The organism is Micromonospora sp. S-DT3-3-22, from assembly GCF_015354745.1.
Classification (GTDB): Bacteria; Actinomycetota; Actinomycetes; order Mycobacteriales; family Micromonosporaceae; genus Micromonospora; species Micromonospora wenchangensis.
Window position 1 is genome coordinate 18,512 of sequence record NZ_JACGMO010000053.1, and the last position, 21,112, is coordinate 39,623.

The following is a 21,112-nucleotide window of genomic DNA, read 5'->3' on the forward strand; positions in this document are numbered from 1 at the left end:
CGAGGACCCCGATGGCCGACCCGGTCACCACCACCCCGACCACCGTCGACACCCCGGCGGGCCTGCGCCGGGAGCGGCGCGGCTGGTACCTGTACGACTGGGCCAACTCGGCCTTCCAGACCACCGTCATCACGGTGTTCCTCGGACCGTTCCTCACCACCGTCACCGAACTGGCCGCCGGCTGCGAGCTGGGCGCGGACCGCTGCGACGGGTACGTGCACCCGCTGGGCGTCCGGGTCGCCGCCGGTTCCTACTACCCGTACCTGATCTCGCTGTCGGTGCTGTTGACCGTGTTCGTGCTGCCGGTGGTCGGGGCGATCGCCGACCGGACGGTGCACAAGAAGCGGCTGCTGGCCGGGGCGGCGTTCACCGGCGCCGGGGCGACCATCGCGATGGCGCTGGTCACCGGCGACCGGTACCTGCTCGGTGGGGCGTTGTTCCTGGTCGCCAACATCGCCTTCGGCGCGGCGGTGGTGGTGTACAACTCGTTCCTGCCGCAGCTGGCCGGCCCGGACGAACGCGACGCGGTGTCCAGTCGCGGCTGGGCCATCGGCTACCTCGGCGGTGGCCTGCTGCTGGCGTTGAACCTGGTGGCGGTGACCCTGCTCAGCGAGGACGACAACCCGCAGCGCACCCTGGACCTGGCCCGCTGGTCGATCGTGTCGGCCGGGGTGTGGTGGGCGGTGTTCACCCTGGTGCCGTTGCGGTGGCTGCGGGAGCATCCCACCGCCGAGGCGTTGCGCGGGGCGGGCCGTGACGTGGTCACCGACGGGTTCCGGCAGCTCGGCCGGACCCTGCGGGAGATCAAGGCGTATCCGTTGACGCTGTTCTTCCTGCTGGCGTTCCTGGTCTACAACGACGGCATCCAGACGGTGATCACCCTGGCCAGCCAGTACGGCACCGAGGAGTTGCGGCTGGGGCAGAGCACGCTGATCGTGACGATCCTGCTGGTGCAGTTCCTCGCCTTCGGCGGGGCGTTGGCGCTGGGGGCGTTGGCCCGGCGGATCGGCGCGTGGAAGACGGTGCTGCTGTCGCTGGTGCTGTGGACCGGGGTGATCATCGGCGCGTTCCGGTTGCCCGCCGAGGCCCCGCTGCCGTTCATGATCCTCGGTGGGGCGATCGGTCTGGTCCTCGGCGGCAGCCAGGCGTTGAGCCGGTCGCTGTTCAGCCAGCTCATCCCCGCCGGCAAGGAGGGCGAGTACTACGGGTTCTACGAGATCAGCGACAAGGGCACCAGTTGGCTCGGCCCGCTGGCGTTCGGGTTGGTCTTCCAGCTCACCTCCTCCTACCGGGTGGGTCTGGTCTCCCTGCTGATCTTCTTCGTGGTGGGGTTCGCGTTGCTGGCCGCGGTGCCGATCCGCCGGGCCATCGTCGCCGCCGGCAACACCCCGCCCCGGGTGCTCTGACCATCGGCCCGATCCACCCGCGCCGATGGGCTAGGCTGCCCCGACGTGACCGACGACGCCGCTGCCACCCCCACCTGCCTGGCCCGTCCCCTGCCCGGCCCGGACGACGGGGGGACCGGTTGCGCCGCCGCGCGGGGCGTCGACGGCCGTCCGCTGCACGCCGCCGCGTTGAAGTTCTTCTGGGGTCCGATGGACTGCGGCAAGTCGACGATGGCGTTGCAGATGAACTACAACCACGCCCGGCAGGGCCGCCGGGGGCTGGTCACCACCCGCATCGACAGGTCGTTGGGGCCACGGGTCACCACCCGCATCGGGTTGGCCCACACCGCCGTGGAGGTGACCGACGAGCTGGACCTGCGGGCGCTGGTCCGCGACACCTGGGCCGAGGGGGTCCGCATCGACTACCTGATCTGCGACGAGGCGTCGTTCTACGACGTGGCGCACGTCGAGCAGATGGCCGAACTGGTCGACGGCTACGACGTCGACGTGTACGCCTTCGGCCTCGCCACCGACTTCCGGTCCTGCCTGTTCCCGGCCGCCCGGCGGCTGTTCGAACTGGCCGACGAGGTGGCCCGCATCCAGGTGGAGGTGCTGTGCTGGTGCGGGCGGGAGGGCCTGCTCAACGCCCGGGTCGTCGACGGGCGGGTGGCCCGCGAGGGCGCGCAGGTCGTCATCGGGGACACCGTCGACACCGCCGACGTGCGCTACCAGGTGCTGTGCCGGCGGCACTACCGCTCCGGCGACCTCGGCCCACGCGCCTGACCCGCCCGGCGGGTCAGTACGGGTCGCCGCAGACCCGCCACTTACCGTCCTCCTTCACCACCGGCAGCCGGCGCTGCTCGGCGGCCCCGCCGTCGCGGGTGACCCGCACCGCCACCTCCCCGGCCGGCCGGCCGTCGCGGGTGCGTACCGACACGTCGAGGATCTCGTAGCCGGTGACCACCGGCGGGGTGCGGACCCAGCCGGCGAACCCGACCTCGCTCCACCGGCTGCGGGTCTGCGCGCACAACCGCCGGTAGGCCTGGTCCACCTCACCGGCGGACAACTCCCGGAAGAACCCGTCGGCGGTCTCCCGCACCGGGCCGGTGGCGCCCGCCACCACCTGCACGTTCCACAGCCCCAGCCCGGCCACCCCGACCAGGCACAGGCCGACGGCGAGGCCACCCAGGAACAGGCCGGTGCGCACCGGGCGCCGCCGCCGCGCCGGTCGCGTCCACGCCTGCCGCACGCTCATCACCTGCGACGGTAGGCGGACGGGCCGGGGCCGCGCAGGCGGTTCGCCCCCTGTCGCGCGGCCGGGGTGATCGTCTACCGTCGGCGCACACCCCTGGTGAAGGAGCGACGGATGAGCCGCTACGTGCAGCCGGTACCGGACATCGACGACCCGTACGCCGGTGACCGGCTGCTGCGGTCGTGGCTGACCCGGCAGCTGGGCGCGGCCGGGCACACCGCCGCGCAGGACCGGCTGGCCGCGCTCGCCGCCGACGTCACCGGGCCGCTGCGCGCCGCGCACGCCGACGCCGAGGCCCACCCGCCGACGCTGGTCCGCTACGACCCGTGGGGCGCGCGCGTCGACCGGATCGACACCAGCGCCGGCTGGCAGGCCCAGCGGGCCGCCGCCGCCCGGCACGCCGTGGTCGCCCTGCCCTACCTGGAGTCGGCGCGCGGCACGTGGGGGGCCGCCGCCCGCGTCGTCCAGCACGCCCTGCTGCACCTGTACGGGCCGGAGTCGGCGACCTTCTCCTGCCCGGTGGCGATGGCCGACGGCGCGGCGGCGCTGCTGAGCAGCCCCGACGTCGACGCGCAGGTCCGCGACGCCTGGTTGCCCCGGTTGGTCGCCACCGACCCGGACACCGCGATCGTCAGCGGGCAGTGGATGACCGAGTCGCAGGGCGGCTCCGACCTGTCCGGCACCGGCACCCTCGGCCGGCCGGCCGCCGACGGGTCGTGGCGGCTGACCGGGGAGAAGTGGTTCTGCTCGGCCGCCGACGCGGCGATGGCGGTGGCGTTGGCCCGGCCGGAGGGGGCCGGGCGGGGCAGCCGGGTCCTCGCCCCGTTCCTGGTGCCCCGCTACGCGGCCGACTCGCCGCTGGCCGGGGCGACCGCCGTCCCCGACGGTCCCGCCCCCGGGGTGGTGGTGCGGCGGCTCAAGGACAAGTTGGGCACCCGGGCGTTGCCGACCGCCGAGATCGGGTTGCGGGACGCGTACGCGCTGCCGTTGGGTGACCCGGCGGTGCCGGGGCTGGTGCGGGCGATGACCCTGGTGGTGGTGACCCGGGTGCACAACGCGTCGGCCGCCGCGTCGGGGATACGCCGGGGCCTGTCCTACGCGCTGGCGTACGCGCGCACCCGGCGGGTGGCCGGCGGGCTGTTGGCCGACAATCCGCTGCACCGGGCCACCCTCGGCGCGTTGGCGGTGGACGCGGCGGGCGCGTTCGCCCTGGCCGGGCACGCGTTCACGTTGCTCGGCCGGGTCGAGGTCGGCGGCGACCCGCAGGCCGCCGCGGAGCTGCGGGTGGTCGCGCCGCTGGCGAAGCTGGCCACCGGCCGGCTGGCGGTGTCCTGCGCCGCCGAGTACGTGGAGGCGTTCGGTGGGGCCGGCTACGTCGAGGACACCGGCGTGCCGAGGTTGCTGCGCGACGCGCAGGTCCTGCCGATCTGGGAGGGCACCACCAATGTGCTGGCGGTGGACGTGCTGCGCGCGGTCACCCGGGAGGACGCCGGGGCGCCGCTGCTGCGTCGGCTCACCGATGCCGCCGACGCGGCCCGCCCGTTGTCCCCGACCCTGGCCGACACCCTCGCCACGGTGGCCGGGGAGCTGCGGGCCACCCTCGGTGAGGTAACCGCCGACCCGGCGTCGGCGACGGTCCTGGCCGGCGCGCGCGGCCTGGCCCTGCGGATGGCGTACGCGTTGGCGGCGGCGCTGCTGGTGGAGCACGCCGCGTGGGGTGACGGGCAGGCCGAGGTGGCGGCCCGGTTGTGGGCCCGGCGGTGGCTGCGGCACGAGGACGTCTCCGCCGACGCCCACCACCACCTCGACCTGCTCACCTGACCCGGTCAACGGGTGAGCGTGCCGTGCAGGAACAGGTCGACCAGGTCGGTGGTGGACGGTGCCGTGGTGGCCAGCGGGCCCGGCGGGGACAGCAGGCCGAGGAACAGGTCGGCGAGCTGGTCGGGTGGGAGCCGTAGCCGGTCGACGTCGGGGGCGAACAGGGCGGCCACCGCCGGCCGGACCGCCGTCGCCGCCGCGCCCGCCGGTGGCGGGTCGGGGCGGGCCCGGCCGGCGGCGTGCAGGGCGCCGAGCACCGCGCCCAGCCGGGCCAGGTGGGCGTGGATCACCACGGCGGCCTCGGTGAGCCGACCGGTGAGTGGCTGACGCCTGTCGATGCGGGTCAACCGGTCGAGCAGCGGGTCGGGGCGCAGGACCTCGGCCACACACGCGTCGAGCAGCGCCTGCTTGTCGGCGAAGGCACGGAACACGGTCGCCTCGCCGATCCCGGCGGCCCGCGCCACCTCGGCCGTGGTCAGGGTGGTGCCCCGGCGGGTCAGCAGGGGCAGCGCGGTCTGCACGATCATGGCGCGGCGGCGGTCGGCGGTCATGGCCGGCGCGCGTCGTCGGCGTCCCCCGGGTGCCGTCATGGCACCACCCTCGGGAGTGAGCGCTCACTCCGTCAATCGGTTTTCTCAGCCGCGCCGCCGGGCCCGCGCCGCCCAGATGACGTACGCCGGGTCCCGGTCGAGGTTGTGCCGGTCCCGGTCGTAGCGGCGGGTGGTCCGCGGGTCGGCGTGCCCCATCGCGTCCTGCACGTCCTCCAACGGCACCCCCTCCTCGCGGGCGGTGGTGGCGAAGGCGTGCCGCAGCGAGTGCGGGGACAGTTTCGCCGCCGCCGCGATGCCCGCCGTGGCGGCCAACCGGCGCACCAGCCGGAACACCGAGTGCCGGTCGAGGCGGCCGCCGGTGGTGGTGGCCAGCAGCGGCCCGGTCAACGCCTCGACGGCCACCCCGGCCGCCGCCGCCCGCTCGGCCAGGTAGGCGTCGAGGGCGTACGCGGTGCCCGGGGTGAGCGCCCGGCGACGGGCCTTGCCACCCTTGCCGACGAACCGGACGCTGCGGTGCCCGCGTTCGGCACCGAGGTCGGTCAGGTCGAGGGAGACCAGTTCACCGACCCGCAGGCCGAGGTCGGCCAGCAGGGCGACGGCGGCCCGGTTGCGGGCGGCCGTCGGGCCGGTGTCGGCGGCGGCGGCGGCGAGCAGCGCGTCGACCTCCTGCGGGGTGAGGCCGACGGTGGCCGAGTGGTCCCGGTCGATGCGCGGCCGGTCGGCCCCGGAGACCGGGTTGGCGTCGACCGCCCGCAGCTTCACCAGGAACTCGTACCAGCTGGACAGGGCGGACAGTTTCCGGGCGACGGTGGCGGGGGTCAGCGGCCGGCCGCTGCGCGCCGCCGGGGTGGCCTCCAACTGCCGGGCGTAGGCGTTGACGTCGAGGAAGGTGGCCCGCAGCGGGTCCAGGTCACCGCCGGCGCACCAGGTGAGCCAGCCGGCGATGTCGCGGCGGTAGGCGTCGCGGGTGTGCGCCGACAGCCGACGGTTACGCAGCCACGCCTCGGTGAAGTCGACCGGTGTGCCGGCCAACGCCGGGCGGGTCGGGGTGCGGGGCAGGACGGGGCCGTCGGGACGCAGCATGCGAGAAAGACTCTCAGCCCCGGTGGGCAATCACGGTGAGGCGCGCCCGAGCGGATTGCCCGACGCCCGGGCGCGACGGTGTTCGGCCCGGTGGGGGCCGGTTCGGCCCCCACCGTGGGCGCGACGGTCAGGCGGTGATCTGCCGGTGTCCGTTACCGGCGGTGACCGGAACCCGACGCGGCTTGGCCCGCTCGGCGATCGGGATGCGCAGCGTCAGCACCCCGTGCTCGTAGGCGGCCTCCAGCCGGTCGGTGTCGAGGGTGTCGCCGAGGAACAACTGCCGGGAGAAGGTGCCCATCGGCCGCTCGGCGGCGACCAGTTCGACGGCCTCGGAGGTGGGCCGGCGGCGCTGCGCGCGGACGGTCAGCACGTTGCGCTCCACCGTGCAGTCGATGCTGTCGGGGTCCACCCCGGGCAGGTCGAACGCGGCGTGGAAGTGGTCGCCGTCGCGCCAGGCGTCCAGGTGCATCACCGCAGGGCGGCTGGTGGTGCCGAAGAGCTGCTCGGCGAGCCGGTCGATCTCACGGAAGGGGTCGGTACGCATCAGCATGGTCGTGCCTCCTCGGTTTCCTCGGGCCGAAGGTCCTTTGAGTTGAGTCGGGTGGGCTCAACTCGTACCTCAGTATTTACCGCGTCGTGGCGCACGCGTCAACCCGGCCGTCGGTCAGGGCCCGGTACGCCAGTAGATCCCCTGCTCGCGGGGTGGACGGCGCGGGGCGGGGGCGCGCGCGACGACGCGCAGCCGCCCGGCGTCCACCCGCAGGTCGCCGTCGGCATCCGGGGTGGGTGACGTCCGGCTCAGAGGGCGTGGCCGGTGGTGGCGTCCACGTGCGCGGGCACCTCGTCGTGCCGGTCCCCCACACTGGACGTCCCCGACGGTTCGAACATCAGGATCGACGCACCGTCGGGAGCGGACGGGCGGTGTGCCACCCCGCGCGGCACCACGTACACCGCGCCGCGCGGCAACACCACCGTCCGCTCGCCGGTCTCCTCGCGCAGCCCGATGCGCAGCTCACCGTCGAGCACCAGGAAGAACTCGTCGGTGTGGTCGTGGGTGTGCCACACGTGTTCCCCGGCCACCTTCGCCACCCGCACGTCGTAGTCGTTGACCCGGGTGACGATGCGCGGGCTCCACAACTGGTCGAAGGAGGCCAGCGCGGACACCAGGTCGATCGGCTCGTCGCTCATCACCCCATCCTGGCACCGACGTCCCGTACCGCACCGACGGCGGTCGGCGGACATCCCGGGAAACCGGGTTGCCCACGGTGGCGGCGACCGCGAGGGTGTGTCCATGCCCGACGACCTGTTCGCCGTCACGGCGGCCACCGGAGCCCTCGGCCGGCTCGCCGTCGCACACCTGCGCGAACGGGTCCGGCCCGATCGGATCGTGGCCGTCGCCCGCGATCCCGGCCGTGCGCGGGACCTGGCGGTCGCCGTACGCCCCGGCGACTACGACAGCCCCGGAACCCTGGTCGAGGCGTTCGCCGGGGTCACGCGACTGATCTTCGTGTCGTCACCCGAACTCGACCAGGCCCGCCGTACCGCCCAGCACCGCGCGGTCGTGGCGGCGGCGCGGCACGCCGGGGTCACCGACGTCGTCTACACCAGCTTCCTCCCCATCGCCGGCCTCTTCGACGCCCACCGGGCCACCGAGGAGGCACTCGCCGCGGCGGGGCTGGCCCACACGGTGCTGCGGAACCCGTTCTACACCGAGCCGTTCGTCGACGCGGCGGTCGGCGTCGACGCGTTGGTGCACGCCACCGAGGGACGGGGCCTGAACACCGCCACCCGGGCGGACCTGGCCGGAGCCGCCGTGGCCGCCCTGTTGCGCCCCGACACCCGGGGCCGGACCTACACCCTCACCGGGCCGGTGTGGACGTACCCGCAGCTGGCCGCCGCCCTGGGCGTCGTGGCCCGACCCGGGGTCGTGGCCGGGGCGATGGGTTGGCTGCACGGACTGGCCCGTGCCGGCGCGCTGGAGGCGACGACCGGCGACCTGCGGGAGCTGCTCGGGCGGACGCCCACCGACATCCTCGGCCAGCTGCGGACGACCGGCTCCTGCTGAGCCTGGCCCGCGTCGCGGCATCCGGCCCGATCCGCCACCGGCATCACGGCGGCCCGGACGTGAGGTGAACCGGCACCAGTTCCCGACATCGGGCGGGAACAACAGAACAGACATTATGGTGTCTGGACGTTATGCCCTTTAAGTCCACCTGATTTACCGGATTGCCGATAACAGTAATCCGATAAATGGTCTGGGTGACGCCGACAGGGACTGCGAGCGGACGTCGAGGGAGCGTCAGCCGTGGGGACGCCCGGAGCAGCCGCAGGCGTGCACGGCAGCGTCGGTCCCCGCCACTGCGGACGGTGCCGCGTCGATGGGCATGTGCAGGGCGGCGTTCGGGGCGCAGCAGGTGTCGCCCCGCCACGCCTCCCGGCCCTCCCTGACCGCGACGGCGGCGATGACCAGCGCGGCGACCGGATCGGCCCAGGACCAACCGAACAGGCTGTTGACCACCAGGCCGACGAGCAGCACGGCGGACAGGTACGTGCACAGCAGGGTCTGCCGGGAGTCGGCCACCGCCGAGCGGGAGCCGAGTTCCCGGCCGGCGCGACGCTGCGCGAACGACAGTGCCGGCATGACCAGCAACGACAGTCCGGCCAGGGCCAGACCGACGGTGGAGTGTTCGGCGTCCGCCCCGCCCGACAGGGCGCGCACCGACTCGACGGTGACGTAGGCGGCGAGGGCGAAGAACGAGCCGGCGATGACACGCAGCGCCGTCCTCTCCCGGGCCTCGGGGTCACGACCGGCGAACTGCCAGGCCACCGCCGCCGCCGACGCCACCTCGATGACCGAGTCGAGGCCGAACCCGATCAGCGCCATGGACGAGGCCAACGTCCCGGCGGTGATCGCCACCGCCGCTTCGACGACGTTGTAGGTGATGGTGGCGGCGACGAACAGCCGCACCCTCCGGGTGAGCGCCGCGCGTCGTTCGGGTGCCGGGCCGGCCGACGGCGGTCGGACCGGCGGCAGGCTCATCAGCAGCAGCCCTGCCCGTCGGCGTCCGGACAGACCGTCGGGTCGACCGCGAGGACCAGGCCGAGCAGGTCGCCCAGGGCGTGCGCCAGCCGTGGGTCGGTCAGCTCGTAGCGGGTACGCCGGCCTTCGGGGACGGCGACGACCAGGCCGCAGCCGCGCAGGCAGGTGAGGTGGTTGGACAGGTTCTGCCGGGTCGTTCCCAGTAGCGCGGCCAGGTCGGCGGGGTAGCCGGGCCCGTCGCGTAGGGCCAGCAGCACCCGCGCGCGGGTCGGGTCGGACAGGGCGTGGCCGAAGCGGGCGAGGACCTGGGCGTACGTCGACGTCTCCACGACGTGGATAGTACATCCGACACTGTACTGAAACGGGTGCCGGTGATCAGCCCGGCGAGCCGCGCAGGTGGGTCAGCAACCGGTGGAGCCACTCGGTCAACAGCGCGCGTTCGGCGTCGGTGAGGCCGGGCAGGTCCGGCGTCACCGCGGCGAAGGTCACCGCGACGGCGCGCAGGGTCGGGTCGGGGGTCGCCGGGGCGGTGGTGAGGATGCCGCCGAGCACGGCGTCGAACACGGCGTCACCCAGTCCGGGGTCGCGGTGCGGCGCGGGGGTCCCCAGCAGGGTGAGGATGACGCCGGTGCCGGCGGCGTGGATCATCGTGGCGGCCCGCTGCTCGTCGACCCGCAGCAGGCCGGCGGCGGCGAGCCGGTGCACCCGGGAGCGCAGCACCGCGAGGCCCGCCACCGACGCCGGGGACGGGTCGCCGGGCCCGCGCGTGCCGAGCAGTCGGAACAACTCGGGGTTGGCCAGGCCGAACTCCAGGTGCGTGCGCCATCCGGCGCGCAGGTCGGCCACCGGGTCGGCCGGCGGAGCATCCGTGGCCGCCGTCTTGGTGGCGACGTAGCTGGCCATCACGTGTTCGGCGACGGCGTCGACGAGGCCGTTCTTGTCACCGAACAGCCGGTAGATGGTGGGTGCCTGCACGCCCGCGGCCTGGGCGACGGCGCGGGTGGTCACCGCGTGCGCCCCGTGGTCGCGCAGCAGTCGGGCGGCTGCCGCGACGATGTCGGATCGCACGTCGTCGCGGGGCGGGTTGTCGGGCGTCACCGTCACGGATCAACGATAACAGCAACTTGTTAGCGTCGAACTATCGGTGTTAGCGTCTGCGGCGTAACGCTGATTCGTCGAAGGGTCGCCATCGTGTTCGTCATCACCGGTGCCACCGGGCAGCTCGGCTCCCGGATCGTCGACCAGTTGCTGGCCCGGGTGCCCGCCACCACCGTGGGGGTGAGCGTGCGCGACGTCGACAAGGCCATCCACCTGGCCGGACGCGGCGTCCGGGTCCGCCGGGGGGACTTCACCGACCCCGCCACGCTGGCGCACGCCTTCGCCGGGGCCGAGCTGGTGCTGATCGTGTCCGCCGCCATCCGGGGCGGCGACGCGGTGACCGCGAACCGGGCCGCCATCGACGCCGCCCGCGCCGCGGGAGCCGCCCGCATCCTCTACACCAGTCACCAGGCCGCCTCCCGCGACTCCCGCTTCCCCGCCCAGGTCACCCACGCCGCGACCGAGGAGCACCTGGCCGCGACCGGGATGCCCTTCACCGCCCTGCGCAACGGCTTCTACGCCGGTGCCCTCGGGTTCGTCATCGGCGACGCCCTGACCACCGGGCACCTGGTGGCGCCGGCCGACGGGCCGGTGTCCTGGACCGCGCACGACGACCTGGCCGAGGCCGCCGCCATCGCCCTGACCGGTGGTCAGGGCGTGCTCGACGGCGTCACCCCCGCGTTGACCGCCGGGGAGGCCCTCGACCTGGCGGACGTCGCCGCCATCCTCACCGACCTCACCGGACGCACCGTCACCCGGATCGTCGTCGACGACGACGAGTGGAAGGCCACCGCCGTCGCCCGGGGCATGCCCGAGGCCGCCGCCGAATTCACCCTCGGCATGTACCGGGCGGCCCGGCGGGGCGAGTTCGCCGTCACCGACCCGACCCTTCAGGCTCTGCTCGGCCGGCGTCCGACGCCCGCCCGGTCGGTGATCGAAACCCTCGTCGCCGCCGCGCCGCAGCCCGTACGTCCGGCCTGAGCCGCGCCACGCGACCCGGGCGTGCCGGCCACGGTGGTGCGAGGATCGGCCGCATGCCCACCGAGGAACGGCTGACCGGCCGCGGGGTCCGGGACGCGATCGACGAACTGACCCGCACGCTCGGCCCGCACACCGACCGGGACTGGAGCGCCGCAGCCGGCGACCTGGACTGGTCGTGCCGGACGACCGCCGCGCACATCGCCCACGACCTGCTCGGCTACGCCACCCAGCTCACCGGCCGGCCCGACACCGGCTACCTCCCGCTCGACCTGCGGGTACACCCCGACGCCACCCCGGCGCAGGTGCTGGTCGTGGTGGCCGCCTGCGGGGGGCTGCTCGCCGCCGCGCTCGACACCGTCCCCGCGCACACCCGTGCCTGGCACTGGGGACCCTGCGACCCGCCCGGCTTCGCCGCCATGGGCATCGCCGAGACGCTGCTGCACACGTACGACATCACCCGGGGGCTCGGGGTGACGTGGCGGCCGCCGGCGGCACCCAGCGCGGCGGTGCTGGGGCGGCTGTTCCCCGACGCGCCCGCCGGTGACCCGCCCGACGTGCTGTTGTGGATGACCGGGCGGGCCACCCTGGGCGGCCGGCCGCGACGCGACGAATGGACCTGGCGGGCCGCCGTCGACTGACCCGGCGGCGGGTGCCGGCTACGTCGGCGGCCGCCGCCACGGCCAGCGCCAGCGGGGGCGGCGCGCCGGTGGCGGAGGCGCCGGGACGGGCGGGACCGGTGCGCTACGGCTGGCGCGGTGGACCCGCCACTGGCGCAGCACCGCCTCGGTGTCGACCGGGCGGACCGCCACCCGGGGGCCGGAAGGGTACCGCAGCCACGCCACGATCTCCCGGTTGAGCAGCCCGACGAACTCCCGGACCGACTCCTCGGTGGGCAGGTCACGGACCTCGTCGGGAACCTGCTCGACCCGGCGGCGCAGTTGCAACGGGGTGGGCAGCAGCAGGTCGGTGGGCAGCGCCTCCCGCTCCAGGAAACTCGTGATCCACCAGGACTCGTCGTAGGGGAGGTCACGGCCGGGGATCGGCTTGCCCATGCCGGGCAGGTTGTCGAACTCGCCCCGTTCCTGGGCGCTGCGGATCTGCGCCTCGACCGAGGCCTCCCACGCGTCCACCATCCTCCGGACACCTCCCCCGGCCACCGTATCCACCCGGCCGTCACCGGTGCAGCGCCTGCGGGGCGGGCGACATTCCCCGGGTTCAGCGGTGGTGCCGCACGTGGCGGTGCCCGTCGAGGGGGAACGGTGGCCGGGCGGGCAGCACCTCGACGAACGGGAAACCGCTCTTCTCCGCCACCCGGCACGACGCCGGATTGTCCAGCTGGTGCAGCAGTTCCAGGCGGGCCAGCCCGGTCGCGGCGAACCGGGTGAACGCCCACCGGCTCACCGCGTCCACCGCCCGGGGTGCCACCTGACGGCCGCGCGCCGACCCGGCCGTCCAGTAGCCGACCTCCGCGTCGGCGCGGCCCGGCACCACGTCCTTGAGCAGGACGCAGCCGACCACCCGGTCGCCGTCGGGCGCGGGTTCGCAGACGGCGAAGCTGAACCGGCGGCCCGCCGCCCAGCCCTGCCGGTTGCCGTCGACCCAGCGTCTGGCCTGCGCCGGGGTGGTCAGCGGGTTACGGGTCCGGGTCCGCAGCTCCGGGTCCCGGTGCGCCTCGACCAGCGCGTCGACGTCGTCGTCGCGCCAGCAGCGCAGGAGCAGTCCGGGTGCGGTGACGGTGGGGGCGGCCCGCAGGGTCACAGACATCTGAGCAGTGTGGCCGCTGCGCCGCCCGTCCGGAACCCCTGCCGTCGGGCACGGGGCGTCGCGGGACGACGGCACGGCGTAGGGTGCGGGGCAGGACGGCGGACGGGGGCGACGATGGTCGCGGTCGGTGCGGTGGCGGGAATCGCCCTGGTGGCGCTCGGTCTGGTGCTCACACCCGGGCCGAACATGGTCTACCTGGTGTCCCGGTCGGTCAGCCAGGGCCGCCGGGCGGGGCTGGTGTCCCTGCTCGGGGTGGCCGCCGGGTTCGGCGTCTACCTGGCCGCCGCCGTCGCCGGCATCGCCACGGTGTTCGTGCTGGTGCCGCCGCTGTACACGGCGGTGAAGCTGGCCGGGGCGGCGTACCTGCTGTGGTTGGCGTGGCGGACGCTGCGCCCGGGCGGGCGCTCGGCGTTCACGCCGCAGGAACTGCCGGTGGACCGGCCGCGCCGGCTGTTCGCCATGGGGCTGCTCACCAACCTGCTCAACCCCAAGATCGCCATCTTGTACGTGTCGTTGCTGCCGCAGTTCGTCGACCCCGCCCGGGGTGACGTGGCGGTGCAGAGCCTGCTGCTCGGCGGCACCCAGATCACCGTGGCGTTGGCGGTGAACACGCTGATCGTGCTGACCGCCGGGTCGGTGTCGGCGTTCCTGGTGCGCCGGCCGGGATGGGCGCGGGTGCAGCGGTGGGTGACCGGCAGCGTGCTCGCGGCGATGGCGGTGCGGATCGCGGCGGACCGGTCCCGGGCCGCGGTGGCGGCCGGCTGACCCGGTCAGACCGGTGACGGCCGGGGAGCCGCCGTCGGCAGTTCCCGGTTCACCGGGCCGTCGACGGCGGCCACGGCCAGCCCGATCGCGTAGAACATCACCGACAGGTTCATGTCGGTGAACCCGTAGAACGGGGCGAGGGCGAGGGCGACCACCGGCACCACGCTCAACCACCGACCGGCCGCGGACACCGCGACGGCGGTGCTGCGGACCAGCACCACGAGCAGGGCCAGCAGCGTCAGCAGGGCGGGGATGCCGTGGCTGTACATGGTCAACCAGACCTGCCCCTGGGTGCCGAGAGGTTCCGCGCCGGTGGTGGTGTCGGCGCTGCGGGGTGCGCCGTAGCCGAGCAGCGGCGAGTGCAGCACCGCGTCGAGGGTCTGCCGGTACAGGTCGGCGCGGTCCCGGGTCGAGTCGGTGTTCTCCACCCGGTTCATGATCATGTCGCCGACCGGGACGACGAGGGTGACCACCCAGGCCACGGCCACCCCGGCGGTGATCGTGCCGATCAACCGGACGTCGCCGCGCAGCACGGCGCGCAGCCCCAGGTAGACCAGGCCCACCCCGAGGCCGACGAACATGCCCCGGTTGAGGGTGAGGAACGCCGGCACCAGCGCCAGCGGCAGGGACACCAGCAGCACCCGGCGCAGCGGCCCGGTGCGCACCGCCGACAGGTACGCCAGCACGCACGGCACCAGCAGCGCGAACCCCGTACCCCAGTTGTTGGTGTACGGGTACGGGGCGGCCGTCCGGTAGTACGGGTTGCGACCGGTGGGGTTGAACTCGGTGGAGTGCACGTGGGTGACCGCCCGGATCATCCGCTGCCCGGCCAGGCCGTCGGGCAGCAGCACCTCCACCGGGGTGGTCAACGCCAGCCGGGGGGCCAGCACGCCGACCCAGCCGAGCGCCACCATCCCCAGCCAGAAGAACAGCACCGGCTGGAACAGCCGGTCCCAGCGGGCCCCCTGCCGGGCGGCGGTGTAGACGTACAGGTAGACCACGAGGGCGGTGAGGACGAAGCCCAGCCGCAGGCCGTAGACGAGCAGGCTGCCGGCCTTCTCCAGCCGGGTGGCGCTGACCACGATGAGGCCGACGAGGACGAACCACAGCGCCGAGCCGGGCGGCCAGGACACCCGGCCGTGGGCGAGCAGGACCACCGCCAGCAGCATCCCGAACAGCGTCCAGCCGAGGTAGAGGCCGCCGAGCAGCCACCACAGCGGCATCGCCGCGAACATCAGGTACAGCGGCCAGAGCGGCAGTGCGCGCGGTGGCGCCGCGTTCCTCGTCCCCACCGGGGCAAGGTTAGGCGGGCGGGGTCGGGCCGGTCATCGGCGGAGTGGCTGTGACGGACGCCATCGGGGCCGGTTCCTCGCGGATCACCGCGACGCCCCCGGCGGGCAGGATCACCGTGCCGTCGGCGGGGACGCCGGTGAGCAGGTCGACCCCGACGGCCGGCACCCGCTGCGGCCGGTCGGTGTGGTTGAGCAGGAACAGCCAGCTCGCCTGCGGGTGGGCGCGGCGTACCGCCTCCACGCCGGGCGGGGCGTCCGGGCAGACCGGGGCGACCCCGGCGGTCCGGGCCACCTGGGTGACCAGCCGGCGGTAGGTGCGGTCGTCGGGTCGGGTGGACAGGTACCAGGCGGTGCCGTCGCCGACCCGGTGCCGGGTCACCGCCGGTCGGCCGTCGAGGACCCCGCCGACGTACGTGCCGACCGGTTCGGCGCCGTCCAGGTGCACGGTCTCCGACCAGATCCGGCCGGTGCCGCCGCCGGAGAGCAGCACCTGTTCGTCGGCGGCGAGCGGGTGGAACTCCTCCACCCGCAGGCCGAGCAGGTCCCGGTACGCGCCGGGGTAGCCGCCGAGGTGCACCCGGCCGTGCGGGTCGGCGACCCCGCTGAGGTAGCCGACCAGCAGGTGTCCGCCCGCCTCGACGTGGTCGCGGACCCAACCGGCGGTGGCGTCGTCGGCCAGGTAGACGGCGGGCAGGACGAGCAGCCGGTACCGGTCGAGCGGGTCGCCGGGGACGACGACGTCGCAGCCGTACCCGGCCCGCCACAGCGCCCGGTGCGCGGCGGCCAGTTCGGCGTGCCCGTCGAGCAGGGTCGAGGGCATGCCGGGGTGGCGCAGCGCCCAGCCGCTGGCGGCGTCGAAGGCCAGCGCGACCGACGCGGTCACCTCGCCGGCGGTGACCTCGGCGAGCCGGTCGAGGTGCTCGCCGAGGCGGACCGTCTCGCGGAAGACCCGGCTGTCGGGGCCGGTGTGCGGCACCAGCGCGGAGTGGAAGCGTTCCGCGCCGCCCGCCGGGGCCCGCCACTGGAAGAACATCGCCCCCCGGGAGCCGCGGGCCACGTGGGACAGGCTGTGCCGGACCATCCGGCCGGGTTCCTTGGTGTGCGAGCGGCCGGTGGTGTGGATCTGACTGGCGGCGCTCTCCATCAGCAGCCAGGTGGCCGGCCCGTCGGCGGGGGCCGGTCGGGTGGTGGCCCGGCGGCCGTGTCGCGCCCAGCCGCGCGCCAGGTCGGCGGCGAGGGCGGTCTGTTCCTCGGCACCGCCGTCGACGGCCGACGGGTAGTGGTCGACGGCGACCAGGTCCACCTCGGCCGCCCAGCGGGCGTGGTCGACCGGCACCCAGTCGCCGAGGACGTAGTTGGTGGTGACCGGCAGCGCCGGGTTGGCCGCCGTGAGCAGGTCGCGTTGTTCGACGTACGCGGCGAGCAGGGTGTCCGACCAGAACCGCCGGAAGTCCAGCAGCTGGCCGGGGTTGCCGAGGTACTGGGTGGCCCGGGGGGTGCTGACGTACGCCCAGTCGGTGTAGTGCTGGCTCCAGAAGCTGGTGGCCCAGGCGGCGTTGAGGGTGTCCAGGTCGCCGTGGCGTTCGACGAGCCAGCGCCGGAACGCGGCCTCGGCGTGCGGGCAGTGGCAGGTGGTGCCGTACTCGTTGTGTACGTGCCACAGGGCGACGGCCGGGTGGTGGGCGTAGCGGGCGGCGAGGGTGACGGCGATGCCCCGGGCGGCGGCCCGGTAGGCGGGGGCGGCGGCGCAGTAGGTGTCGCGGCTGCCGTGGTGCAGCCGGACGCCGTCGGCGGTGACCGGCAGCGCGTCGGGGTGCGCCAGGGAGAACCAGGGCGGTGGGGAGGCGGTGGGGGTGGCCAGGGCGACCCGGATGCCGCCGTCGTGCAGCAGGTCCAGCACCTCGTCGAGCCAGCCGAAGTCGTAGCGGCCGGGGGCGGGTTCGAGCCGGGACCAGGCGAACACGCCGACGGTGACCAGGTTGACCCGGGCCCGGCGCATCAGGGCGACGTCCTCGCGCCAGGTGGCGGCGGGCCACTGTTCGGGGTTGTAGTCACCGCCGTGGCAGAGTCGGCCGTCGTCCCACATAGCCACCATCCCGTCGACTTTGTTTGATAGGTGCCCAAACTATGGAGATGATTTACCCATGTCAATCGGGTTGGTCGCGGGTCAATCGAAGTCAATCGTTGACAGTTCGTTGGGAAGGCAAAGAAACTGTCGGTACCGCCGGAAAACGCCCCCGAGGAGACGCCGATGCCGTACCGACCGCCGCTGGTCCCGTACGAGACGTTCGTGGCCGACCCGCCCGACCTGCCCGTCCGGGAGCCGGGCGAGGACGGGGTCGCCACCGTCGGCCGGGCCGAGGTCGTCGCCACCGACGGGCACGGGGTCACCTTCAAGGCCGCCCTGTCCGACGGCGGCAGCCTGGTGGTCCGCCTCGACGCCGCCGGGCACGGCGTGATCCGGGTCCGCCTCGCCGAGGACCCGCAGGCCCGCAGCCGCTCGGCCCGCGCGTTGCCCCTGGTCCACCCCCGGGCCCACCCCGCCGCCATCACCGTGGACGACACCCACGTGCTCATCGACGCCGGAGCGGTCGTCGCCGAGATCCGCCTCGACCCGTGGCACCTGCGGTTCCTCACCCCCGACGGGCGGGTGCTGCTCGACCAGGACCCGGGCACCCGGGACATCAGCGGCCGGCGGCGCACCCTGCCGTTCGGCCGCAGCAGCGCCGACGGCGCGCCCGTCGCCTGGCACGAGAGCTTCGTCGCGTTCGGCGACGAACGGTTCGTCGGCTTCGGGGAGAAGTTCACCCCGCTGGACAAGCGCGGCCAACGGGTCCTGATGTGGAACTACGACGCGTTCGGCGGGGAGTCCGACCGGTCCCACAAGAACGTGCCGTTCTACCTGTCCGACCGGGGCTACGGGGTGCTCGTCGACAGCGGCATGCCGGTGCAGTTCGACGTCTGCCAGTCCACCCACAGCGCCGTGCAGATCCTCGTCCCCGACGACCTGATCGACTACTACGTGCTCGCCGGCCCCACCCCCGTCGAGGTGCTGGACCGGTTCGACGAACTGACCAGCCGACCGTACCTGCCGCCGAAGTGGGCCTTCGGGGCGTGGATCTCCTCGGGGTTCTACCCCGACAGCCAGCAGCGGGTGCTGGAGCGGGCCCGCCGCATCCGGGAACGCGACATCCCCTGCGACGTGCTGCACCTGGACTGCTACTGGCAGGTCGCCGGCCGCTGGTCGGAGCTGCGCTGGGACGACGAGGCGTTCCCCGACCCGGCCGGGATGCTGGCCACCCTCGGCGGGCAGGGCTTCCGGGTGTGCCTGTGGATGAACCCGTACCTGATGACCGGCAGCCCGCTCTACGCCGACGCGGCGCGCGCCGGCTACTTCCTGCACCGCGCCGACGGCAGCACCTACGTGGCGGACGTGTGGCACGGCAGCTACCCGGCCAGCGCCATCGTCGACTTCACCAACCCCGACGCCGTCGCCTGGTTCCGGGGGCTGCTGCGGCCCCTGCTGGAGCAGGGGGTGGCGGTGTTCAAGACCGACTTCGCCGAGGCCGTCCCGGCCGACGCGGTGGCGCACAACGGCATGACCGGCGTGGAACTGCACAACGTCTACACCCTGCTGTTCAACGACATCGTCGCCGACCTCACCGAGGAGGTCGCCGGGCACCGTACGGTGTGGGCCCGCTCGTCGTACCTGGGCGGGCAGCGGCACAGCGCGCAGTGGAGCGGCGACGTCAACGCCACCTGGCCCGGCCTGGCCAGCACCCTGCGCGGCGGCCTGTCGCACGGGCTGTCCGGGGTGCCGTTCTGGAGCCACGACACCGGCGGTTTCCACGGCACCCCCGACCCGGACCTGTACGTGCGGTGGACCCAGTTCGGGGCGCTGTCGCCGCTGGTCCGGCTGCACGGCACCACCAGCCGGCTGCCCTGGGACTTCCCCGCCGAGACCGAACGCGACGCGGTGGCCGCGCTGCGGCTGCGGTACCGGCTGATGCCGTACCTGTGGTCGGCGGCCGTCGAGGCGGCGCGCACCGGCGCGCCGATGATGCGGGCGCTGCTCGTCGACACCCACGAGGACCCGACCGCGTGGACCACCGACCTGCAGTACCGGCTCGGCACCGACCTGCTCGTCGCCCCGGTCACCGACCCGTCCGGGCGGCGGGCCGTCTACCTGCCCACCGGTGACGACTGGATCGACGCCGGCACCGGCGAACGGCACGGCGGCGGCCGTCAGCTGCGGGTCGCCGTGCCGCTGCACCGGCTGCCGCTGTTCGTCCGGCACGGCGCGCTGGTGCCGCTCGTCGCGTCCTCAGGCACCGTCGGCGACGGCCCGTTCGACGACGTCACCCTGGTCAGCTGGGGTGGGGTGGACGCCCGCACGGTGCTGCACGACGTCGACGGCGACACCGTGGTGGAGGCGCTGCGCGACGGCGACACCCTGCGGATACGCACCGACGGGCCGCTGCGGGTCCGCCGGCTGGGCGTGGTGGGTGACGACACCCCCCGCCGGTTGCTGCTCAACGGCGAACCGGTCGCCCCGACGCCGTTCGTGCCGTGGTTCCCGCCGGACTGACCCCACCGTGCCGGGTGGCTGTCCGGGCTCCGGACGTGCCGCTAGAGTTAGTTGAGTTTCCAGCCGAACAGACGTACCGACGGTGCACCGGCGTGGCACCCCCACCGTCGGGCGCAGGGAGCGGACAGACCGTGATCAGCATCCACAACGAACCGCAGCCGACCGACCTGGGCGACGTCCGGGTGGCCAACCGGGCCGTGGTCCTGCGGCACGTCCGCCTGCACGCACCCTGCTCCCGGGCCGACATCGCCGCCACCACCGGCCTCAACAAGGCCACCGTGTCCAGCCTGGTCACCGAACTACTCGACCGGCGACTGGTCCGCGAGACCGGGCTGACCGGCAACCGGGTCGGCCGGCCGGCCACCATGCTCGTCCTCGACGGCGCCCCGTACGCGGCGCTGGGCCTGCAGATCGGCGCGGACGACCTGGTGGTGGTCGCCGTGGACCTGGGCGGCAACCGGCTGCTCACCTGGCGACGGGCGTTCCCCGCCCCGACCGCCTCCCCCGCCGACACCGTCCGGGCGCTGGTCACCCTGGCCCGACGCGCGATCGGCCGGGTCACCGGGCAGGGCCGCACCGTGCTCGGCCTCACCGTCGGGGTACCCGGCCTGGTCGACACCGCCGGCGGGGTGCCCCTGGCCAGCGGCCTCGGCTGGCGGGACGTGCCGCTCGCCGCCGACCTGCGGGCCGCGCTGCGCGAGACCGGATTCACCGTCACGGTGGACACCGACGCCAACCTCGCCGTGCTGGCCGAGCAGCGGCACGGCGCGTACGCCGGCGCCACCGACCTGGTCCACATCACCGGCGGGGTCTCCGTCGGCGCGGGGGTGCTCGCCGGTGGCCGGCTGCTACGCGGCGGCCGGGGCCACGCCGGGGAACTCGGCCACCTCTGCCTCGACCCGGCCGGGCCGCCGTGCCCGTGCGGCCGACGCGGCTGCCTGGCCGCGGTGACCGCGCTGCCGGCCGTGGTGGCCCGCCTGCTGCCCGACGCCACCCAGGACGGCCCGGTCACCGACTACCTGCCGGAACTCGACCGGATCGTGGCGTCGGCCCGGCAGGAGGAACCGGCCGTGCTGGCCGGGCTCGCCGAGATCGGCCGGCACCTGGGGCACGGGGCGTCGATCCTGGCGAACCTGCTCAACCCCGAGGCGATCGTGGTCGGCGGGCACTTCGCCACGCTGGCGCCCTGGCTGCTGCCGGCCGCCCGCGCGGAACTGGTCGCCCGGACCCTCGCCCCGCAGGCCGGGGGCTGCCGCCTCGACGCCTCCACGCTGGACTCCGCCGCCACCGCGCTGGGCGGCGCCACCGCCGCGTTGGCCACCATCGAGGCCGGTCGACTCCCCGCCGGCTGATCCGGGTGCCGGTCACCTCTTGACCGGCCGACGCGCAGGTGCCAACCTCGAACCGCCGCCCCGTCGTTCGGGCACCCGGGGCGGCACGTTTTCCGCAGTCGTCGAAGCGCTTCGCCGCTCCGGGCCGACGACCGCCACCACCC

At 74.5% G+C, this 21,112-nt stretch carries 21 protein-coding genes; 9 read left to right on the plus strand and 12 right to left on the minus strand.

The genetic code is table 11. The features are described from left to right. The first annotated feature begins 11 nt into the window (after window positions 1-11). Together H1A17_RS16990 and H1A17_RS16995 are read left to right on the plus strand one after the other, a co-directional pair. Complete coding sequence (locus H1A17_RS16990) at window positions 12-1,406, plus strand: MFS transporter (protein ID WP_194822316.1); 1,395 nt, start codon at window positions 12-14, stop codon at window positions 1,404-1,406. Between the two features lie 45 nt (window positions 1,407-1,451). Next, a complete protein-coding gene (locus tag H1A17_RS16995; protein ID WP_145920009.1) occupies window positions 1,452-2,168 on the plus strand; it encodes a thymidine kinase in 717 nt (238 codons plus the stop codon). A gap of 13 nt (window positions 2,169-2,181) precedes the next feature. Here the strand turns inward: H1A17_RS16995 and H1A17_RS17000 are convergent, their stop codons facing one another. After that, window positions 2,182-2,640 (minus strand): hypothetical protein, encoded by a 459-nt coding sequence (locus H1A17_RS17000; RefSeq protein ID WP_194822317.1) that lies wholly within the window; start codon window positions 2,638-2,640, stop codon window positions 2,182-2,184. A gap of 111 nt (window positions 2,641-2,751) precedes the next feature. Between H1A17_RS17000 and H1A17_RS17005 the strand changes: the two genes are divergently transcribed. Then, complete coding sequence (locus tag H1A17_RS17005) at window positions 2,752-4,458, plus strand: acyl-CoA dehydrogenase family protein (protein ID WP_145920011.1); 1,707 nt, start codon at window positions 2,752-2,754, stop codon at window positions 4,456-4,458. Window positions 4,459-4,463: 5 nt separating this feature from the next. Here H1A17_RS17005 and H1A17_RS17010 read toward each other — a convergent pair whose 3' ends face one another. The 4 genes from H1A17_RS17010 to H1A17_RS17025 form a co-directional block, all read right to left on the minus strand. Beyond that, window positions 4,464-5,045, minus strand: coding sequence for a TetR/AcrR family transcriptional regulator (locus H1A17_RS17010; RefSeq protein WP_228543694.1), 582 nt, complete (start codon window positions 5,043-5,045; stop codon window positions 4,464-4,466). Window positions 5,046-5,090: 45 nt separating this feature from the next. Continuing rightward, on the minus strand, window positions 5,091-6,089 hold the full coding sequence (locus tag H1A17_RS17015; protein WP_194822318.1) for a tyrosine-type recombinase/integrase: 999 nt from the start codon (window positions 6,087-6,089) through the stop codon (window positions 5,091-5,093). 127 nt (window positions 6,090-6,216) lie between these two features. Further along, window positions 6,217-6,639 carry an Hsp20/alpha crystallin family protein gene (locus H1A17_RS17020; protein ID WP_145920013.1) on the minus strand — a complete coding sequence of 141 codons (423 nt, stop codon included), beginning with the start codon at window positions 6,637-6,639 and terminating at the stop codon, window positions 6,217-6,219. A gap of 248 nt (window positions 6,640-6,887) precedes the next feature. Continuing rightward, a complete protein-coding gene (locus tag H1A17_RS17025; RefSeq protein WP_145920014.1) occupies window positions 6,888-7,277 on the minus strand; it encodes a cupin domain-containing protein in 390 nt (129 codons plus the stop codon). A gap of 103 nt (window positions 7,278-7,380) precedes the next feature. Between H1A17_RS17025 and H1A17_RS17030 the strand changes: the two genes are divergently transcribed. Next, window positions 7,381-8,154 carry an NAD(P)H-binding protein gene (locus tag H1A17_RS17030; RefSeq protein WP_145920015.1) on the plus strand — a complete coding sequence of 258 codons (774 nt, stop codon included), beginning with the start codon at window positions 7,381-7,383 and terminating at the stop codon, window positions 8,152-8,154. 234 nt (window positions 8,155-8,388) lie between these two features. Here the strand turns inward: H1A17_RS17030 and H1A17_RS17035 are convergent, their stop codons facing one another. Genes H1A17_RS17035 through H1A17_RS17045 form a run of 3 tightly spaced genes read right to left on the minus strand, consistent with a single transcriptional unit; the run spans window position 8,389 to window position 10,233 of the window. Further along, window positions 8,389-9,129, minus strand: coding sequence for a cation transporter (locus tag H1A17_RS17035; RefSeq protein ID WP_194822319.1), 741 nt, complete (start codon window positions 9,127-9,129; stop codon window positions 8,389-8,391). Beyond that, a complete protein-coding gene (locus H1A17_RS17040; protein ID WP_145920017.1) occupies window positions 9,129-9,458 on the minus strand; it encodes a helix-turn-helix transcriptional regulator in 330 nt (109 codons plus the stop codon). The genes H1A17_RS17035 and H1A17_RS17040 overlap by 1 nt, the downstream gene beginning before the upstream one ends. Before the next feature lie 46 nt (window positions 9,459-9,504). Then, window positions 9,505-10,233 (minus strand): TetR/AcrR family transcriptional regulator, encoded by a 729-nt coding sequence (locus H1A17_RS17045; RefSeq protein WP_309236788.1) that lies wholly within the window; start codon window positions 10,231-10,233, stop codon window positions 9,505-9,507. Between the two features lie 87 nt (window positions 10,234-10,320). On the opposite strand from H1A17_RS17045, the gene H1A17_RS17050 reads away from it, so the two are divergent. Further along, entirely contained in the window at window positions 10,321-11,208 is an 888-nt protein-coding gene (locus H1A17_RS17050) for an NAD(P)H-binding protein (protein ID WP_145920018.1), read from the plus strand. Window positions 11,209-11,261: 53 nt separating this feature from the next. Beyond that, complete coding sequence (locus H1A17_RS17055; RefSeq protein ID WP_145920019.1) at window positions 11,262-11,846, plus strand: maleylpyruvate isomerase N-terminal domain-containing protein; 585 nt, start codon at window positions 11,262-11,264, stop codon at window positions 11,844-11,846. Between the two features lie 18 nt (window positions 11,847-11,864). Here H1A17_RS17055 and H1A17_RS17060 read toward each other — a convergent pair whose 3' ends face one another. Then, window positions 11,865-12,341 (minus strand): DUF1992 domain-containing protein, encoded by a 477-nt coding sequence (locus H1A17_RS17060; RefSeq protein WP_194822320.1) that lies wholly within the window; start codon window positions 12,339-12,341, stop codon window positions 11,865-11,867. An 82-nt stretch (window positions 12,342-12,423) separates the two neighbouring features. Beyond that, on the minus strand, window positions 12,424-12,972 hold the full coding sequence (locus H1A17_RS17065) for a GNAT family N-acetyltransferase (RefSeq protein ID WP_194822321.1): 549 nt from the start codon (window positions 12,970-12,972) through the stop codon (window positions 12,424-12,426). Window positions 12,973-13,086: 114 nt separating this feature from the next. Between H1A17_RS17065 and H1A17_RS17070 the strand changes: the two genes are divergently transcribed. Next, complete coding sequence (locus H1A17_RS17070; RefSeq protein ID WP_194822322.1) at window positions 13,087-13,737, plus strand: LysE family translocator; 651 nt, start codon at window positions 13,087-13,089, stop codon at window positions 13,735-13,737. Window positions 13,738-13,742: 5 nt separating this feature from the next. On the opposite strand, the gene H1A17_RS17075 is transcribed toward H1A17_RS17070, so the two are convergent. Continuing rightward, entirely contained in the window at window positions 13,743-15,029 is a 1,287-nt protein-coding gene (locus H1A17_RS17075; RefSeq protein WP_309236789.1) for an O-antigen ligase family protein, read from the minus strand. Between the two features lie 10 nt (window positions 15,030-15,039). Continuing rightward, window positions 15,040-17,124, minus strand: coding sequence for a beta-galactosidase (locus H1A17_RS17080; protein WP_194822323.1), 2,085 nt, complete (start codon window positions 17,122-17,124; stop codon window positions 15,040-15,042). 156 nt (window positions 17,125-17,280) lie between these two features. Here H1A17_RS17080 and H1A17_RS17085 point away from each other — a divergent pair, with 156 nt between their 5' ends. Together H1A17_RS17085 and H1A17_RS17090 are read left to right on the plus strand one after the other, a co-directional pair. Then, entirely contained in the window at window positions 17,281-19,617 is a 2,337-nt protein-coding gene (locus H1A17_RS17085; protein WP_194822324.1) for a TIM-barrel domain-containing protein, read from the plus strand. Window positions 19,618-19,748: 131 nt separating this feature from the next. Further along, the gene (locus H1A17_RS17090) at window positions 19,749-20,969 is read left to right on the plus strand and encodes an ROK family transcriptional regulator (RefSeq protein WP_145920025.1); all 1,221 of its coding nucleotides are present in this window, start codon (window positions 19,749-19,751) and stop codon (window positions 20,967-20,969) included. The last annotated feature ends 143 nt before the right edge of the window (window positions 20,970-21,112 follow it).

Bases quoted from the DNA above. Each gene is read 5' to 3' on its own strand.
- H1A17_RS17030 (WP_145920015.1), top strand. From the start codon at position 7,381: ATGCCCGACGACCTGTTCGCCGTCACGGCGGCCACCGGAGCCCTCGGC.
- H1A17_RS17005 (WP_145920011.1), top strand. From the start codon at position 2,752: ATGAGCCGCTACGTGCAGCCGGTACCGGACATCGACGACCCGTACGCC.
- H1A17_RS17085 (WP_194822324.1), top strand. From the start codon at position 17,281: ATGCCGTACCGACCGCCGCTGGTCCCGTACGAGACGTTCGTGGCCGAC.
- H1A17_RS17065 (WP_194822321.1), bottom strand. From the start codon at position 12,972: ATGTCTGTGACCCTGCGGGCCGCCCCCACCGTCACCGCACCCGGACTG.
- H1A17_RS17025 (WP_145920014.1), bottom strand. From the start codon at position 7,277: ATGAGCGACGAGCCGATCGACCTGGTGTCCGCGCTGGCCTCCTTCGAC.
- H1A17_RS17015 (WP_194822318.1), bottom strand. From the start codon at position 6,089: ATGCTGCGTCCCGACGGCCCCGTCCTGCCCCGCACCCCGACCCGCCCG.
- H1A17_RS17000 (WP_194822317.1), bottom strand. From the start codon at position 2,640: ATGAGCGTGCGGCAGGCGTGGACGCGACCGGCGCGGCGGCGGCGCCCG.
- H1A17_RS17035 (WP_194822319.1), bottom strand. From the start codon at position 9,129: ATGAGCCTGCCGCCGGTCCGACCGCCGTCGGCCGGCCCGGCACCCGAA.
- H1A17_RS16990 (WP_194822316.1), top strand. From the start codon at position 12: ATGGCCGACCCGGTCACCACCACCCCGACCACCGTCGACACCCCGGCG.
- H1A17_RS17010 (WP_228543694.1), bottom strand. From the start codon at position 5,045: ATGACGGCACCCGGGGGACGCCGACGACGCGCGCCGGCCATGACCGCC.
- H1A17_RS17070 (WP_194822322.1), top strand. From the start codon at position 13,087: ATGGTCGCGGTCGGTGCGGTGGCGGGAATCGCCCTGGTGGCGCTCGGT.
- H1A17_RS17020 (WP_145920013.1), bottom strand. From the start codon at position 6,639: ATGCTGATGCGTACCGACCCCTTCCGTGAGATCGACCGGCTCGCCGAG.
- H1A17_RS17055 (WP_145920019.1), top strand. From the start codon at position 11,262: ATGCCCACCGAGGAACGGCTGACCGGCCGCGGGGTCCGGGACGCGATC.
- H1A17_RS17080 (WP_194822323.1), bottom strand. From the start codon at position 17,124: ATGGTGGCTATGTGGGACGACGGCCGACTCTGCCACGGCGGTGACTAC.
- H1A17_RS17060 (WP_194822320.1), bottom strand. From the start codon at position 12,341: ATGGTGGACGCGTGGGAGGCCTCGGTCGAGGCGCAGATCCGCAGCGCC.